This window comes from Pseudomonas sp. ARP3 (genome assembly GCF_001029595.1).
GTDB classification, from domain to species: domain Bacteria; phylum Pseudomonadota; class Gammaproteobacteria; order Pseudomonadales; family Pseudomonadaceae; genus Aquipseudomonas; species Aquipseudomonas rhodesiae.
In genome coordinates this window covers 209,688-225,482 of record NZ_LEKF01000004.1, presented here as the reverse complement: position 1 = coordinate 225,482, position 15,795 = coordinate 209,688, and the positions used below count along the sequence as shown (strand labels likewise).

The following is a 15,795-nucleotide window of genomic DNA, read 5'->3' as shown; positions in this document are numbered from 1 at the left end:
AGGCGCACAGAGCAATAATGCTGCCCATGAAAAAGGGAGCCTGTGGAGGCTCCCTTTTAGGTGTTACATGGACTGATCAGTCGAATATGCCAAAAGTCATGTAGCTGAACCACGAGCGGTCCTGATTATTGCCCAGGGCTTGCGGTTCTTCCTCTTCGATCACGTCGCCGTTTTCGTCGTGCGGCTTGAGGTCGGAAGGAATAGCGTCCTTGGCGTCCTGGAATTGCTTGATCACGTCCTGGTTGGCGCGGGTTTCGCCCGGCGGCAGCGGTGGACGGGATTCGATCAGGCCCAAGGTGTACTTGCTCAGCCAGGAGCGGTTGTCCGCTTCGGCAACCTGAGGCACGAACTGGCCGTCTTTTAGGCTTGGATGATCGGGATAGTTGAGTTTGAGGGTTTCCAGGCTAGTAGTAGCCAGTTCGTCCAAGTGCAGGCGCTGATAAGCCTCGGTCATTACGGCCAGGCCATCACCCACGGATGGGGTTTCCTGGAAGTTCTCCACCACGTAGCGGCCACGGTTGGCGGCGGCGACGTAGGCCTGACGGGTCAGGTAGTAGTGCGCGACGTGGATCTCGTAGGAAGCCAGCAGGTTGCGCAGGTAGATCATGCGCTGCTTGGCGTCCGGCGCGTAGCGGCTGTTGGGATAGCGGCTGGTGAGCTGGGCGAACTCGTTATAGGAGTCGCGGGCCGCACCCGGGTCGCGCTTGGTCATGTCCAGCGGCAGGAAGCGCGCCAGCAGGCCAACGTCCTGGTCGAACGAGGTCAGGCCCTTCATATAGTAGGCGTAGTCCACGTTCGGGTGCTGCGGGTGCAGGCGGATGAAACGCTCGGCGGCGGACTTGGCGGCTTCCGGCTCGGCGTTCTTGTAGTTGGCGTAGATCAGCTCGAGTTGGGCCTGGTCAGCGTAGCGACCAAACGGATAGCGTGACTCCAGTGCCTTCAGCTTGGCTGTGGCGCTGGTGTAGCTATTATTGTCCAAGTCTTTCTGAGCCTGTTGGTACAGCTCGACTTCGCTCAGGTTTTCGTCGACGACTTCCTTTGTTGACGAGCAAGCAGCAGTCATGGCGAGGATGGCGATCAGCAGCAGGTGTTTCACTTGCATGGCGGCTTGCGTCCCTATGACGGCCGCTGTCTTGGGCGGGGCCGTCCTGTTATGATGAGCGCCCCGTTGAAAGCCTCGGGGCAAAAGACGCCGTATTTAACCACAAGCGCGCAGCCGAAACCAAAGGCTGTGCCACGCCTAGTCTGAGCATGTCCGATAAAATTGAACTTCGCGCAGAGGTGCCGTCCGAATTGGGCGGCCAACGCCTCGATCAAGTCGCCGCACAATTATTCGCTGAGCACTCGCGCTCGCGCCTTTCCGCCTGGATCAAAGACGGCCGCCTGACTGTGGATGGAGCGGTTATCCGCCCGCGAGACATAGTCCATGGCGGTGCGATTCTTGAGCTGACTGCCGAGCAGGAAGCCCAGGGAGAGTGGGTCGCCCAGGACATCGAGCTGGATATCGTCTATGAAGACGACGACATCCTGGTCATCAACAAACCTGCAGGCCTGGTGGTGCACCCGGCTGCCGGGCACGCTGATGGCACTTTGCTCAACGCCCTGTTGCACCACGTACCGGACATCATCAATGTGCCGCGTTGCGGCATCGTGCACCGACTGGACAAGGACACCACCGGTCTGATGGTGGTCGCCAAGACCATTCAGGCCCAGACCCAACTGGTCACCCAGTTGCAAAGCCGCAGCGTCAGCCGGATCTACGAGTGCATCGTGATCGGCGTGGTGGTGGCCGGTGGCAAGATCAACGCCCCTATCGGTCGCCACGGCCAGCAGCGCCAGCGTATGGCGGTGATGGAAGGCGGCAAGCAGGCCGTGAGCCACTATCGAGTTCTGGAGCGTTTCCGGTCCCACACCCATGTGCGGGTCAAGCTGGAAACCGGTCGTACCCACCAGATCCGCGTGCACATGGCCCATATCAACTTCCCGTTGGTCGGCGATCCGGCCTACGGCGGTCGCTTCCGCATTCCGCCGGCCGCCAGTGCGACCATGGTGGAATCGCTGAAATCCTTTCCGCGTCAGGCCCTGCACGCGCGCTTCCTTGAGTTGGATCATCCGACGAGCGGTAAGCGCATGAGCTGGGAATCGCCGCTGCCGGACGACCTGGTGTGGTTGCTGTCGTTGCTCAAACAGGACCGCGAGGCGTTTATCGGATGAATGACTGGCTGATTCCTGACTGGCCCGCGCCGGCTCAGGTCAAGGCCTGCGTCACCACCCGTGCGGGCGGCGTCAGTCTGGCGCCGTTCGACAGCCTCAACCTGGGCGATCATGTCGAGGACAGCCTTGAGGCAGTCCTGGAAAATCGCCATCGACTTTCCCAAACCTTCGATATCCAGCCAACCTGGCTACGGCAGGTCCATGGCGTGAACGTCGTCAAGGCCGACCCCGGTCGCACCCTCGAAGCCGATGGCTGCTGGACCGACACGCCGGGTATCGCCTGCACATCCATGACTGCCGATTGTCTGCCGGCGCTGTTCTGCAACCGCGCCGGCACCCGCGTGGCAGCCGCCCACGCCGGTTGGCGGGGGTTGGCGGCCGGCGTACTGGAGGCGACGGTCGATAGCCTGGCCGCCGAGCCTGACGACGTATTGGTCTGGCTGGGCCCGGCGATTGGCCCCCAAGCCTTTGAAGTCGGTCCGGAAGTGCGTGAAGTGTTCATGCAGCAACTGCCGGCGACTGCCCAGGCGTTCGTGCCGAGCCGTAATCCTGGCAAGTTCATGGCCGACATCTATCAACTCGCGCGCCTGCGCCTCGCTGCGCGCGGCATCACGGCGGTCTATGGTGGTGGTTTGTGCACCGTGACCGATCCGCGTTTCTTTTCTTATCGTCGCAGTCCTCGCACCGGACGATTCGCCTCCCTTATCTGGCTTGAGCGCTAGACTCTTCTGATCTGCGTCAACTGTTTGTTGCTTGAATCTCCCAGAATCGACCACATCTATAAGGGTATCTGGCAGGTTTCTTCATTCAGGATGTGTTTATAGATCCGGCCTGCTCAAAAGGAAGGTGACTAATGCGTATTGATCGTTTAACCAGCAAATTGCAGTTGGCCTTATCGGACTCTCAATCCTTGGCGGTGGGCCTCGACCACCCGGCCATTGAGCCTGCGCACTTGATGCAGGCGCTCCTGGAGCAGCAAGGTGGTTCCATCAAACCCTTGTTGATGCAGGTGGGCTTTGACGTCAACAGCCTGCGCAAGGAGTTGAGCAAAGAGCTCGACCAACTGCCGAAAATCCAAAACCCCACTGGCGACGTAAATATGTCCCAGGATCTGGCGCGCTTGTTGAACCAGGCCGATCGTCTGGCTCAACAAAAAGGTGACCAGTTCATCTCCAGCGAACTGGTGCTGCTCGCCGCCATGGACGAGAACAGCAAACTGGGCAAGTTGTTGCTGGGGCAGGGCGTCAGTAAGAAAGCCCTGGAAAATGCCATCAACAACCTGCGCGGTGGCGATGCGGTGAACGACCCTAATCATGAGGAGTCGCGCCAAGCCCTGGACAAATACACCGTCGACCTGACCAAGCGCGCCGAAGACGGCAAGCTCGACCCAGTGATCGGTCGTGACGATGAAATTCGTCGCACCATCCAGGTGCTGCAGCGTCGCACCAAAAACAACCCGGTGCTGATCGGTGAGCCTGGCGTAGGTAAAACCGCGATCGCCGAGGGGCTGGCCCAGCGCATCATTAATGGTGAAGTGCCGGATGGCCTCAAAGGCAAGCGTCTGTTGTCTCTGGACATGGGGGCGCTGATCGCCGGTGCCAAGTTCCGTGGTGAGTTCGAAGAACGCCTCAAAGCTCTGCTGAACGAGCTGTCCAAGCAGGAAGGACAGATCATTCTGTTTATCGACGAACTGCACACCATGGTCGGCGCCGGTAAAGGCGAAGGCTCCATGGATGCGGGCAACATGCTCAAGCCGGCGCTGGCTCGCGGTGAGCTGCATTGCGTGGGCGCCACGACGCTTAACGAATACCGTCAGTACATCGAAAAGGACGCGGCGCTTGAGCGGCGCTTCCAAAAAGTGCTGGTGGAAGAACCGAGCGAAGAGGACACCATCGCAATCCTGCGTGGCCTCAAAGAGCGTTATGAGGTTCACCACAAGGTGGCGATTACTGATGGGGCGATCATTGCGGCGGCCAAATTGAGCCATCGCTATATCACCGACCGCCAGTTACCCGACAAGGCGATTGACCTGATCGACGAAGCGGCGAGCCGTATCCGTATGGAAATCGACTCCAAGCCGGAAGTACTCGATCGTTTGGATCGGCGCTTGATCCAACTGAAGGTGGAATCCCAGGCCCTCAAGAAAGAAGAGGACGACGCGGCGAAGAAACGCTTGGAAAAACTCCAAGAGGAAATTCAGCGCCTGGAGCGTGAGTACTCCGACCTCGAAGAAATCTGGACCTCGGAGAAAGCCGAAGTGCAGGGTTCTGCTCAGATCCAGCAAAAAATCGAGCAGTCTCGTCAGGAGCTGGAGGCCGCACGTCGTAAAGGTGACCTGAACCGTATGGCCGAGTTGCAGTACGGGGTGATTCCCGATCTGGAGCGCAGTCTGCAGATGGTCGACCAGCATGGCCATAGCGAGAACCAGTTGCTACGCAGCAAGGTGACCGAGGAAGAAATTGCCGAGGTTGTCTCCAAGTGGACCGGCATTCCTGTATCGAAGATGCTGGAAGGCGAACGCGACAAGCTGATGAAAATGGAAAGTCTGTTGCATCAGCGCGTTATTGGTCAGGAAGAGGCCGTCGTGGCGGTATCCAACGCGGTGCGGCGTTCCCGTGCAGGGTTGTCCGACCCGAACCGTCCAAGTGGATCGTTCATGTTCCTCGGCCCGACCGGTGTGGGTAAGACCGAACTGTGCAAGGCCCTGGCTGAGTTCCTCTTCGATACTGAAGAGGCCATGGTGCGGATCGATATGTCCGAATTCATGGAGAAACACTCGGTCGCTCGCTTGATCGGTGCGCCACCAGGCTATGTGGGCTACGAGGAGGGCGGCTACCTGACCGAAGCTGTGCGGCGCAAACCTTACTCGGTCATCCTGCTGGATGAAGTCGAGAAGGCCCACCCGGATGTGTTCAACATCCTGCTGCAAGTGCTGGAGGATGGCCGTCTGACCGACAGTCACGGGCGTACGGTGGACTTCCGCAACACGGTCATCGTGATGACCTCCAACCTTGGCTCGACGCAGATCCAAGAGTTGGTAGGGGATCGTGAGGCCCAGCGCGCAGCGGTGATGGACGCGTTGACTTCGCACTTCCGCCCGGAATTTATCAACCGGGTCGATGAAGTGGTGATCTTCGAGCCATTGGCGCGGGATCAGATCGCCGGCATCACCGAGATCCAGTTGGGCCGCCTGCGTGGTCGTCTGGCCGAACGCGAGCTGTCGCTGGAACTGAGCAGCGAAGCGTTGGACAAGCTGATCGCGGTAGGTTACGACCCGGTGTATGGCGCACGACCTCTGAAACGTGCGATCCAGCGCTGGATCGAAAACCCGCTGGCGCAGTTGATCCTCTCGGGCAGTTTTATGCCGGGAACCAGCGTCACAGCCAGCGTGGAAAACGACGAAATCGTCTTCCACTGAGGCCTGACCGCCGGTTGATAAGAGAAGGCCCCGCATTGCGGGGCCTTTTTTTTCGCTAGGGCGTTGAACTGTAAGGCAAAGGCTTGTAAAGTGCGCCCCGCAGCAACGTCAACCCACGGGTTTCTTCTCCCCAAGAAGAAATCAGAAACAAGCGCAAATCATTGTCTTAAAAGCAATTTAAAGGGTTGACAGGGGTTTTTAAGATTGTAGAATAGCGCGCCTCAGAGACACGAACGTAGCGATACGTAAACGTCGAAGAGGAAGTAAAAAGCAGTAAGTTGTACGTTTGAAATGCTAAGTTCCGTGATAGCTCAGTCGGTAGAGCAAATGACTGTTAATCATTGGGTCCCAGGTTCGAGTCCTGGTCACGGAGCCAATTTCAAATCGGGGTATAGCGCAGTCCGGTAGCGCGCCTGCTTTGGGAGCAGGATGTCGGGAGTTCGAATCCCCCTACCCCGACCATATTTGGGTCGTTAGCTCAGTTGGTAGAGCAGTTGGCTTTTAACCAATTGGTCGTAGGTTCGAATCCCACACGACCCACCATTTTTGAAACCAGTTAACGCTGGGATCAGATCTTAAGATCAGAGGCCAAAAGCACTGATCGAATAAGGCGACTGAAAGGTCGCCTTTTTATTACCGGGGTATAGCGCAGTCCGGTAGCGCGCCTGCTTTGGGAGCAGGATGTCGGGAGTTCGAATCCCCCTACCCCGACCATATTAAAAATCCTCGTATCGAAAGATACGGGGATTTTTTTTGTGCGCGCAAAAACTCAAAAGTTTGGCTGGTCACATGTGAAGAGGGGGCTTGCTCTCATATCGAGCAAGCCCCCTCTGGCCTTACTGTCAGTGCAACTTGAGCCTCGGCTCCGTCCCACGTCCGATCCTGCTGCCCAACATCAGCATTGCCGTGCGGAACACGCCGTACAGCGCCATCTGGTGCATACGGTAGAGCGATACATAGAACATCCGCGCCAGCCAACCCTCCAGCATCACACTGCCAGTCAGGTTACCCATCAGGTTACCCACCGCCGAGAATCGCGACAGCGAGATCAGCGAGCCGTAGTCGGTGTACTTGTACGTCGGCAATTGTTTGCCTTCGATCCGAAGCTTGAGGGATTTGGCCAACAGCGACGCTTGCTGATGCGCGGCCTGGGCCCGTGGCGGGACGTTACGGTCAGTGCCCGGCTGCGGGCAGGCCGCGCAATCGCCAAAAGCGAAAATGTTTTCGTCGCGGGTGGTTTGCAGCGTCGGCAGCACTTGGAGTTGATTGATGCGATTGGTTTCCAGGCCGTCGATGTCCTTGAGGAAGCCCGGCGCGCGAATCCCGGCAGCCCACACCTTCAGGCTGGCCGGAATCACCTGGCCGCTGCTGGTGATCAGCGCATCAGCCGTTACTTCGCTGACCGCCGAATTCGTGAGCACCGTCACTCCCAGTTTTTCCAGGGTTTTATGTACCGGGCCGCCAATGCGCTCCGGCAGGGCGGGCAGTACTCGTGGACCGGCTTCGATCAACGTGATGTGCATGTTCTCTGGCTTGATCCGGTCCAGGCCATAGGCCGCCAGTTCATGGGCGGCGTTATGCAGTTCTGCGGCCAGCTCAACACCGGTCGCACCGGCGCCGACGATGGCGACGCTGATTTTTTCCACTACATCGGTCTGCCCGGCATGAGCGCGCAGGTAGTGGTTGAGCAATTGTTGGTGAAAGCGCTCGGCCTGTTTGCGGGTATCGAGGAACAGGCAGTGTTGCGCCGCGCCTTCGGTGCCGAAATCGTTGGTGGTGCTGCCGACGGCGATCACCAGGCTGTCATAGCCCAATACGCGCGCAGGGACCAATTCGCGGCCTTCTTCGTCGAGGGTGGCGGCCAGTTGGATTTTCTGCTGCTCACGGTCGAGCCCGCTCATGCGCCCCAGCTGGAACTCGAAGTGGTTCCATTTCGCCTGGGCGACATAATTGAGTTCATCTTCCGAAGAGTTCAGAGAACCGGCAGCCACTTCATGCAGCAGGGGTTTCCAGATATGGGTCAGGTTGGTATCGACCAACGTGATGTTGGCGGTACCGCGCTTGCCCAGAGTCTTACCCAGGCGGGTAGCCAACTCCAGGCCGCCGGCGCCGCCGCCGACGATAATAATACGATGGGTCATGGGGATATCTCGCAAGGCTAAAAGAAATCGGTGCGGTTACCCCCGCGAGCGCCAGGCAGCTCATAGCGTCAGGTAACTCAAAAGACGGCTCAGCAGCCCGAGCCCGATCACTGCGACCAGCACCACACAGAGGAGCAGCCAGGGCCTGAAAGGCTTGCGCTCGACTCTGTGCTGGGAGAGTTGCAGGTATTCTTCGACACGTTGTTGGTCTTCGGGTTTCAGGCGGCTGGTCATAAAGGCCTCGTCAGGTAGACGTTGCAAAGGGGCGCCACGTTACAGGGCGGGGATCAGAGGCTGATGCCCACGTCGAACACTATGCTGCGGCCCAGATTGTTGCGCAAGAAATCCGGCGCATCGGGGTGCGCGAACAGCACTCGGGCAAAGGTCGGCCCCACCAGCGACAGCGAGCGCCAGCCTTGGCGCAGGTATTCGGTCGGCGGAGGGAAGTGACTGTTAAGGTCGAGCACTTCGCGCTTGAGACTGGCGAAGGCGACGATATCCAATTCGCCCAAATCCATCCCGCGCTCTTTGTAGTTATGCGCCTTTTTGCGCAGCGTCGGCGCCAGGCGCAGCAGGAACTCATGGGCGGGGATGCGCCGTGGCTTGGCTTCGCGGCGCACCAGTTGGCTCAGGGAAAACGCGCTGCGTCGACGCAGTAACTCATCGCGCCATTCGTCGTTCAGGCGCCGCCCCTCGTCCAGTACGAAAAACACTTCGAAGCTTGCATCGCGAAACAGCACGTCCGGCGGCTCTTGGCCGGCGGCGTGGAACTCTTCGGCGCGATAGGGCACATTCAGGCCTTGCAACAGGCGCTGGCACACCCAACGCTCACGCTCCCATTTGCGGGCATTGGACAGGAAAGCATTGGCTTGTTCGGCCGCTACGGTGAGCAGGCGCAAGTAATCTGAGTCATCCATGCTTGCAGCTTAGCGTTCAAATGATGACCACAGGAAGTCCCGATGCGAAAGGTCGGTGTAGACTGGCGGCTCTATCGATCAAGCGAGCATGAGGAGTGCGCAGTGAAGTTATTCGTAGTGCTGTTCCTGGGTCTTTTGCCGTTATGGGCCCAGGCCGTCGAAGTCGGCGAGCGCCTCGCGCCCTGGACACTGCTGGATCAGTTCGATCAGGCCTATACCCTGGATGACCAGGCGCAAATCTTGTTGGTGGCCCGCAGCATGGACGCCGCCAAAATCGTCGACGGCGCGCTGCAAGGTCAGCCCAAGGGCTATCTGGAGGCCCGTCACGGGGTATTTGTCGCCGACATTCAGCGCATGCCGCGATTGGTCGCCAGACTGTTCGCGGTACCTGCCATGCAGTCGTACAGCTACCGGGTCATGCTGGACCGGGATGCGCGCATCGCGCCGCGCTACCCGGGAGCTGTGGACAAAGTGCTGTGGCTGCAATTGGAGAGCGGCAAGTTGATTGCGCAGCATGAATACGGCTCCGCGGCTGAACTGCGCCAGGCCCTGGAGCAGGTGAAACCGTGATCAGCGCCGGCGTGCTGACAGCGCCCACCCTCGGCATCGGCTGGCTGCTGTATGCGCCGGTGCTGGCGTGGGCGGTGCTGCGTTCGCCGTGGGTTGAGTTGTTTGCCGACCGACGGCGCCAGCATTTGCTGTTCGGCACCGTGTTTGCGCTGTTTATGCTGTGGTTGGTCCGGCGCGATTTCGATACCGGCGTTTCCTATCACTTCATTGGCATGACAGCCGTAACCCTGCTGCTGGACTGGCCGCTGGCGATTGTCGGTGGTTTTGTCGCACAACTGGGTCTGATGATGCTGGGCCGTCAAGACCTGGCCGCCATCGGCATCAATGGTCTTTTGTTGATTGTGCTGCCGGTACTGATCACGGAAGGCGTCGCACTGCGGGTAGAGCGCGCGCAGCCGCGCAATCCGTTTGTGTATATCTTCTGTTCAGGGTTTCTGGCAGCAGCGCTGGCGGCATTGGCGTGCCTACTACTGGGGCTGGGACTGTTGTGGTTCGACGGTCTTTTCGCCATGCCGGAATGGTTGGAAGACTTCATCGGTTACCTGTGGCTGATCATCTTCCCCGAAGCCTTTATCAATGGCACGGTGATCAGCGCTCTGGTGGTGTTTTGTCCGGAATGGCTGGAAACCTTCAATCGCACACGCTACCTCTCGGCGCCCTGGAAGGACGACGATTCGCTGCGTTGATCCAAATCAAACACCCTGTGTCACGGCAGGCCCATGCTCTGGGAAATTTTCCAGGAGTGCGGATCATGAGTGTGTATGAGTGGGCACGGCAGGAACTTCGCAGAAGCCAGGACGCGGCACAGGAGATCGGTTTCGATCCGGGCCTGACCCTGCGCGCCATGCTGAGCGCCGTCGTGCAGCAAAGCAAGGGCGTGCGCAGTTTCGAAGACCTGGCCGACGAGCTGCAGTACCTGGCAGAAAACCTCGACGACCAGCAGGAATACGCCTTTATGCGCCCTTAGTGGCGGGGTGGGAGGTCTTCGGAGAACAGTTCGTCTTCGGCATCCGGGGCCACGGGGATCTTGTGTTCTTCGGCGGCCCAGGCCCCCAGGTCGATCAATTTGCAACGGTCCGAGCAGAATGGCCGGTTGGGGTTGGTCGCTTTCCATTCCACGGGTGCGCCGCAGGTTGGGCAGTCGACGGTCAAGGGTTGGCTCATGATCGGCCTCCACGCAAAGTAAGGTAAAAGTGGTGCAGTCGCTCGACTTCGCTGTGCAGCCAGGCGAGGTCTCTGTCATTGACCAGTACGTCGTCGGCATGGTTCAGGCGGTCTTCGCGGCTGGATTGGGCCTTGAGAATGGCCTGCACCTGCTGCTCGCTGATGCCGTCGCGCTGCAGGGTACGCTCAATCTGCAGCGATTGCGGCACGTCGATCACCAGAATGCGTTGGGTCATGCTGTACTGACCAGACTCGATCAGCAGCGGTGACACCAGAATCGCGTAAGGCGAGCGCGCCCGTGCCAGGTGGCTGCGAATTTCTTCGGCAATCAAAGGATGCAACAGCGCTTCAAGCCAGCGGCGTTCCTCGGGCACTTCAAAGATCAGTTTGCGCAGTGCGCTACGGTCCAATTGGCCGTCGGGCAACAGCACGCGATCGCCAAAGTGTTCGGCGATGCGCGCCAGCGCGGGACGGCCTGGCTCGACCACCCAGCGTGCGGCGTGGTCGGCGTCCACCGCATCGATTCCGAGATCGATAAAGTGTTGGGCTGCCGCGCTTTTGCCACTGCCGATGCCGCCGGTCAGGCCGAGTATCCACGGGGTTGGAACAGAAGAAGTGCTCATTGGAAACCGACAGACTGCAAATAGAAGTCGGTTATTTGACCACCCCAGAGCAATGCAATCCAGCCGGCAATCGCCAGATAGGGCCCAAATGGCATTGGCGTGGACACCTGGGCCTTGCGCACGCGCATCAGTATCAACCCGGCAAATACCCCAACCAGTGACGCCATCAAGAGGGTCATCGGCACGATCTGCCAACCGCCCCAGGCCCCGAGCAGGGCCAGGAGTTTGAAGTCGCCGTAGCCCATGCCGTCCTTGCCAGTGACCAACTTGAACAGCCAGAACACCGACCATAGGCTCATGTATCCGGCCACCGCTCCCCATACGGCGTCGGGCAACGGCACCAGCAGTGCAAAGCTGTTGACGATCAGACCCAGCCACATAAGCGGCAGTACCAGCACATCCGGCAGTAACTGGTGGTCGGCGTCGATCAGGCTCATCGCCAGCAAGCCCCAAGTCAGCAGCAATACTGCCCCGGCTTGCCAACCAACGCCGAAGTGCCAGGCCACGATCGCCGACAACAATCCGCAGGCAAGTTCGGTGAATGGGTAGCGCAGGCTGATCCTTGCCTTGCAGTGAGCGCAGCGGCCCTTGAGGACCAGATAGCTGAGCAGCGGAATATTTTCCCAGGGGCGGATCCCATGATCGCACTGAGGGCAGCAGGAATTTGGGCGCATCAGGTTGTAGGTCGGCCCGACGGGTTCGGCCGGTAAGCCAAGTACTTCATGGGCCTGGGCACGCCACTCCCGTGCAAGCATCTTCGGCAGGCGCCACACCAGCACATTGAGGAAACTGCCCACGATCAGCCCCAGCACCGAAGCCAGGGCGACAAAGGCCCATGGGGATTCATTCAGCAGTAGGATCAAAATGCGCTCCCCAGTTGGAAGATGGGTAAGTACATGGCAATGACCAACGACCCGACGATGCCTCCCAGCACGACCATGATCAGCGGCTCCATCAGGCTGGTGAGGTGATCGACCTGGTTATCCACTTCGGTTTCGTAGTGGCTGGCGACTTTTTCCAGCATGAAGTCCAGCGTGCCGGATTCTTCGCCGATTGCCGTCATCTGAATCGCCATCCCTGGAAACAGACCACTGGTGGCCATGGCGTGATTCAACGGCATACCTGTGGATACATCGCGACGCATATGCTCGATTGCCTGTTTGTAGGGGGCGGAGCCCGCGGCGCCTGCCACTGAATCCAGGGCCTGCACCAGCGGCACCCCGGCCGCGAAGGTGGTAGAAAGCGTACGGGCGTAGCGGGCCACGGCTGATTTTTGCAGCAGTTTGCCTGCCAGCGGTGCTTTCAACAAACCGGCGTCCAGCCAATGGCGAAAGATTGGCGATTTTCGACAGGCCTGACGCAGGCCAATAACCCCCACACCAAGCCCCAGCGCGACGATCCACCAGGCATGTTGCATGAACTCCGACAGAGCGATAACTGCGAGGGTGAAGCCCGGCAGCTTACCGTTCACTCCAGCGAACAGGCTCTGGAACTGCGGCACCACATGCACCAGCAGCACGCCAGTGACAAGCCCGGCCACGATCACGACCGCGATGGGGTAGGTCATGGCTTTTTTGATCCTGGCTTTGAGTTGTTCGCTCTTTTCGCGATGAACCGCTAGGCGCTCCAGCAGCGTCTCAAGCGCGCCGGCCTGTTCGCCGGCCGCTACCAAATGGCAGTACAGCTCATCGAAATAACGCGGTTGACTGCGTAACGCTTCAGTCAGGGTGGTGCCGGCGGCGACCTGTTGTCTCAGGCTTTGCAGCAGTTCACCCACAGGCGGCTTCTCGACACCTTCGCTGATCAGATCGAAGGCTTGCAGCAGGGGAATGCCGGCCTTCAGCAACGTGGCCAACTGGCGGGTGAACAAGGTTATGTCGGCGGCTTTGATCGGCGCGGCAAGGCCTGGCAGCCGTGGAATTGACTTGCGCACACGGCCGGGGCGGATGCCTTGTTGGCGCAGTTGCGCCTTGACCACGGCAGGGCTGCGTCCGGTGCTTTGGCCGGACACCTTGCGGCCTTTGCGGTTGATGCCTTCCCAGGTGTAGAGCGTTACAGCGTTGTTCATGTCACGGTTCCGCGCGCAGGTCGTTGAAGTTTTTCAAAGCTTAGTCACGGGCTGAAGGCGGGCAGGCTGTGGTGGTGGATAAAATGTCAGAATGTGCGTCATGCAGGCGATTGACCACCGGCGGATGAGTACACTGGCGCCGCTGCACAACGCGGGGCGCAGGAAGCGCCTTGTCATGAGTTCTATTCTGGAGAGTGAGAGTGATGCGTCAGAAAGGTTTTACCTTGATCGAGTTGTTGATAGTCGTGGCAATCATCGGCATTTTGGCCACCATTGGCCTGCCCATGTACACCACCCATCAAGCCAAGGCCAAGTTCACCGCCGGCCTGGCTGAAATCAGCGCATTGAAGGCCGGGTACGAAGACACCCTCAATCAGGGCACCGTACCTACCCTGGCATTGATCGGCGGCACCAGCCCTACCGCCAATTGCAAAATCGAGGTGACAGGGGACGTTAAAACGGGCGCGGGCGATATCCGTTGCGAGATCCTCGATGCACCGGCGCCCGTACTGGGCAAGAGCATTGTGCTGACACGCAACGCCACCAGCGGCTGGACCTGCACCACCACGGCCGAGGCCAAATACGCCGGCAAGGGCTGCGGAGCCGGCGGCGCTTAGCGGTGCCTGTACCCACAAGGACGTTGAGGTAACCGATGGTGTTATCCGTACAGCAGCGCGGCAGTATTTTCCTGGTGGTGACGGTGTGCCTGTTGGTGGTGGGGATTTGTGCACCGTTCAGTGGGCACGATCTACAGCGGGTCATGCAGATTGCCATCGGGTTTTGTGCGGTGCTGTACGGAAGCTCGATTACCCCGACCGAGCCCTGGGTGGATCGCCAGACGGCATGGGGGCTGGCGCTCATCGTGGGATTGGGCCTGGCGTCTTCGCTGCTGGCCCATCAGCCGCTTTGGGCGCTGACCGAGATGGCGCTGTTCGTCAGCTGCGCGGCAATCGCGTTAGCTTTTGCATCGCTGCGCCGTCACGGCGGCGAGCCTTTGGATCGTGTGCTGCTGCTGATCGTGGTGTTGCTGTGCCTGATCAAAACCCTCCAGTACCTGTACGCCGGCGTGCTTGCGTTCGCCAGCGGCGGGCACACGATGAACCCTGATCTGCTGTTATCCAGCTTTTCCAACAAGCGCTTTTATGGCCAGTTCCAGACATTCACGCTGCCGCTGTTGGCATTGCCTTTGCTGTTACCCACAGTCTCTCGCTCATTGCGGGGGATGGCATTTGCGTTGCTATGCGCCTGGTGGTTGATCGCGATCAGCGGCGGTACACGCGGCACCTGGCTCGGCATGGCAGTGGCGGGCATGGTCGTGGCACTGATCGGGCCATGGGGGCGGCGTTGGTTGGGTTGGCAATTGGCGGGGATGCTGAGCGGCTTGTGGATCTACTGGCTGGTGTTTACGGTGCTGGCGACCTACCTGGGAATCGACACCTCCAATGACGCCAGCGAGCGCCTCACCACTTCGCTGTCGGGGCGCGGCCCGATCTGGTGGCAGGGTTGGCACATGCTGACTGAGCGGCCGTGGTTAGGCTTCGGACCGATGCACTTTGCCGATATTGCCAACAAAGTTGCCGCCCATCCGCATCAGGCTGTTTTGCAGTGGGCCAGCGAATGGGGCGTGCCGTCGACATTGTGCGTGGCGTTTTTGGCGGCGCGCAGTGGCTGGGCCACGATTGTCGTGCTGCGTGAGCGCGCGCAGTTCAGCGAGCGTGCGGATCTACTGCGCTTATGTCTGTTCGCTGCGTTGGTCGGTGCGCTGACGCAGTCCATGGTCGACGGTGTGCTGGTGATGCCCACGTCCCAGGTTTGGCTTGCGCTGGTAGTGGGCTGGCTGATGGCGCTGCACCCTTGGCGCACACCTGTAACGGCGTCATGGCCGTTGGCCTGGCGCGCATGGAAGCTGTTGAGCGCGTTGGCCATTGCATTGCTGGTATCTGTCGCGCTGCGCGATGTGCCCCATATCAAGCAGGCCCAGCGACAGTACCTCGACACCCTGGGCAGCTACTTGCAACCGCGTTTCTGGGCGCAGGGTGTTATCGCCCGCTGAAGGCCGCGAGTTGCCGGACGCCGGATGCGGTGCTAGCTTTAGTCCACCGCCCGTGTAGCTCAGCCGGTAGAGCAGCGCACTCGTAACGCGAAGGTCGCAGGTTCGATTCCTGTCTCGGGCACAAAGGCAACACTGTTTCAAAGGCAATGTTTTCAGCTGATCCCAGAATGGTTCTGAAGGCCAGACGAGCCGGCATTCGTGCCTGTTCTTTTGTATCTGCGCAACCTGATGTCCCAGATGCATCCCCATTCCTCGATCTAAGAGAACACCATGACCACGACTGAAATGACCCAGGAAGCCCGGCACGAAGCAGCTCTTGAGCACTACCTCAAGGAATCGCCGCAGCTTAAAGAAGAGATCAAGGACCTGAGCGCCGATGATCAGCGCGACCAGATTCAGTGGGCATTCGAGGACGAGGCCGAAAGCCAGGGCCTCCAACCTTGGGAACTGACCCTCAAGTACACCTCGACACCGGAAGAGTTCGAAGCGCAACGGCTGGTCCTGCATAAGGAAGCGGCCGAGGTGCTGGGTGTGGATTGGGATGAGTATTGCGAGATGAATAACCTGGTGGTTTAGAACAGAGCGGCAAGCTGCAAGGGGCCACTCGGCTTCCTTGCAGCGTCACGC

General features: G+C 59.5%; 17 protein-coding genes and 5 tRNA genes. 14 read left to right on the top strand and 8 right to left on the bottom strand.

From position 1 onward, the window contains the following. Window positions 1-76: 76 nt before the first annotated feature. A complete protein-coding gene (locus ABX75_RS07130; protein WP_034095823.1) occupies window positions 77-1,102 on the bottom strand; it encodes an outer membrane protein assembly factor BamD in 1,026 nt (341 codons plus the stop codon). Window positions 1,103-1,251: 149 nt separating this feature from the next. Between ABX75_RS07130 and rluD the strand changes: the two genes are divergently transcribed. From rluD to ABX75_RS07095, 7 genes are all read left to right on the top strand, one after another. Further along, on the top strand, window positions 1,252-2,214 hold the full coding sequence (gene rluD / locus ABX75_RS07125) for a 23S rRNA pseudouridine(1911/1915/1917) synthase RluD (RefSeq protein WP_024073341.1): 963 nt from the start codon (window positions 1,252-1,254) through the stop codon (window positions 2,212-2,214). Then, on the top strand, window positions 2,211-2,936 hold the full coding sequence (gene pgeF, locus ABX75_RS07120; protein WP_047881670.1) for a peptidoglycan editing factor PgeF: 726 nt from the start codon (window positions 2,211-2,213) through the stop codon (window positions 2,934-2,936). The genes rluD and pgeF overlap by 4 nt, the downstream gene beginning before the upstream one ends. Before the next feature lie 131 nt (window positions 2,937-3,067). Further along, on the top strand, window positions 3,068-5,632 hold the full coding sequence (gene clpB / locus ABX75_RS07115; RefSeq protein ID WP_034095825.1) for an ATP-dependent chaperone ClpB: 2,565 nt from the start codon (window positions 3,068-3,070) through the stop codon (window positions 5,630-5,632). Between the two features lie 300 nt (window positions 5,633-5,932). Beyond that, a tRNA-Asn gene (locus tag ABX75_RS07110) sits at window positions 5,933-6,008 on the top strand. 9 nt (window positions 6,009-6,017) lie between these two features. After that, window positions 6,018-6,094 (top strand) — tRNA-Pro (locus tag ABX75_RS07105). A gap of 5 nt (window positions 6,095-6,099) precedes the next feature. Next, window positions 6,100-6,175: transfer RNA gene (locus ABX75_RS07100), tRNA-Lys, on the top strand. A gap of 94 nt (window positions 6,176-6,269) precedes the next feature. Further along, a tRNA-Pro gene (locus ABX75_RS07095) sits at window positions 6,270-6,346 on the top strand. A gap of 128 nt (window positions 6,347-6,474) precedes the next feature. Here the strand turns inward: ABX75_RS07095 and ABX75_RS07090 are convergent. Genes ABX75_RS07090 through ABX75_RS07080 form a run of 3 tightly spaced genes read right to left on the bottom strand, consistent with a single transcriptional unit; the run spans window position 6,475 to window position 8,690 of the window. Then, complete coding sequence (locus ABX75_RS07090; protein ID WP_034095826.1) at window positions 6,475-7,773, bottom strand: NAD(P)/FAD-dependent oxidoreductase; 1,299 nt, start codon at window positions 7,771-7,773, stop codon at window positions 6,475-6,477. A gap of 60 nt (window positions 7,774-7,833) precedes the next feature. Next, on the bottom strand, window positions 7,834-8,007 hold the full coding sequence (locus ABX75_RS07085; RefSeq protein ID WP_034095827.1) for a DUF3094 family protein: 174 nt from the start codon (window positions 8,005-8,007) through the stop codon (window positions 7,834-7,836). A gap of 53 nt (window positions 8,008-8,060) precedes the next feature. Then, a complete protein-coding gene (locus tag ABX75_RS07080; RefSeq protein WP_017845475.1) occupies window positions 8,061-8,690 on the bottom strand; it encodes a DUF1780 domain-containing protein in 630 nt (209 codons plus the stop codon). A 102-nt stretch (window positions 8,691-8,792) separates the two neighbouring features. Between ABX75_RS07080 and ABX75_RS07075 the strand changes: the two genes are divergently transcribed. The 3 genes from ABX75_RS07075 (at window position 8,793) to ABX75_RS07065 (ending at window position 10,227) form a co-directional block, all read left to right on the top strand. Beyond that, window positions 8,793-9,260 carry a hypothetical protein gene (locus tag ABX75_RS07075; protein ID WP_034095829.1) on the top strand — a complete coding sequence of 156 codons (468 nt, stop codon included), beginning with the start codon at window positions 8,793-8,795 and terminating at the stop codon, window positions 9,258-9,260. Then, window positions 9,257-9,946 (top strand): energy-coupling factor ABC transporter permease, encoded by a 690-nt coding sequence (locus ABX75_RS07070; RefSeq protein WP_034095830.1) that lies wholly within the window; start codon window positions 9,257-9,259, stop codon window positions 9,944-9,946. Before ABX75_RS07075 ends, ABX75_RS07070 begins: the two co-directional genes overlap by 4 nt. A 65-nt stretch (window positions 9,947-10,011) precedes the next feature. Beyond that, on the top strand, window positions 10,012-10,227 hold the full coding sequence (locus ABX75_RS07065) for a hypothetical protein (protein ID WP_003171680.1): 216 nt from the start codon (window positions 10,012-10,014) through the stop codon (window positions 10,225-10,227). On the opposite strand, the gene yacG is transcribed toward ABX75_RS07065, so the two are convergent. The 4 genes from yacG to ABX75_RS07045 are packed head-to-tail and all read right to left on the bottom strand — an operon-like array spanning window position 10,224 to window position 13,115. After that, the gene (yacG, locus tag ABX75_RS07060) at window positions 10,224-10,424 is read right to left on the bottom strand and encodes a DNA gyrase inhibitor YacG (protein ID WP_034095831.1); all 201 of its coding nucleotides are present in this window, start codon (window positions 10,422-10,424) and stop codon (window positions 10,224-10,226) included. The two genes, ABX75_RS07065 and yacG, sit on opposite strands and share 4 nt — an antisense overlap. Further along, the gene (coaE, locus tag ABX75_RS07055; RefSeq protein WP_034111714.1) at window positions 10,421-11,047 is read right to left on the bottom strand and encodes a dephospho-CoA kinase; all 627 of its coding nucleotides are present in this window, start codon (window positions 11,045-11,047) and stop codon (window positions 10,421-10,423) included. The genes yacG and coaE overlap by 4 nt, the downstream gene beginning before the upstream one ends. Further along, the gene (locus tag ABX75_RS07050) at window positions 11,044-11,910 is read right to left on the bottom strand and encodes an A24 family peptidase (protein WP_034095833.1); all 867 of its coding nucleotides are present in this window, start codon (window positions 11,908-11,910) and stop codon (window positions 11,044-11,046) included. The genes coaE and ABX75_RS07050 overlap by 4 nt, the downstream gene beginning before the upstream one ends. Beyond that, complete coding sequence (locus ABX75_RS07045) at window positions 11,907-13,115, bottom strand: type II secretion system F family protein (protein WP_034095834.1); 1,209 nt, start codon at window positions 13,113-13,115, stop codon at window positions 11,907-11,909. The genes ABX75_RS07050 and ABX75_RS07045 overlap by 4 nt, the downstream gene beginning before the upstream one ends. Window positions 13,116-13,318: 203 nt before the next feature. Between ABX75_RS07045 and ABX75_RS07040 the strand changes: the two genes are divergently transcribed. From ABX75_RS07040 to ABX75_RS07025, 4 genes are all read left to right on the top strand, one after another. Then, complete coding sequence (locus ABX75_RS07040) at window positions 13,319-13,732, top strand: pilin (protein ID WP_034111719.1); 414 nt, start codon at window positions 13,319-13,321, stop codon at window positions 13,730-13,732. Between the two features lie 35 nt (window positions 13,733-13,767). Then, on the top strand, window positions 13,768-15,168 hold the full coding sequence (locus ABX75_RS07035) for an O-antigen ligase (RefSeq protein WP_047881669.1): 1,401 nt from the start codon (window positions 13,768-13,770) through the stop codon (window positions 15,166-15,168). A gap of 48 nt (window positions 15,169-15,216) precedes the next feature. Next, window positions 15,217-15,289 (top strand) — tRNA-Thr (locus tag ABX75_RS07030). 149 nt (window positions 15,290-15,438) lie between these two features. After that, a complete protein-coding gene (locus tag ABX75_RS07025; RefSeq protein WP_034095837.1) occupies window positions 15,439-15,744 on the top strand; it encodes a DUF6388 family protein in 306 nt (101 codons plus the stop codon). Window positions 15,745-15,795: the final 51 nt, after the last annotated feature.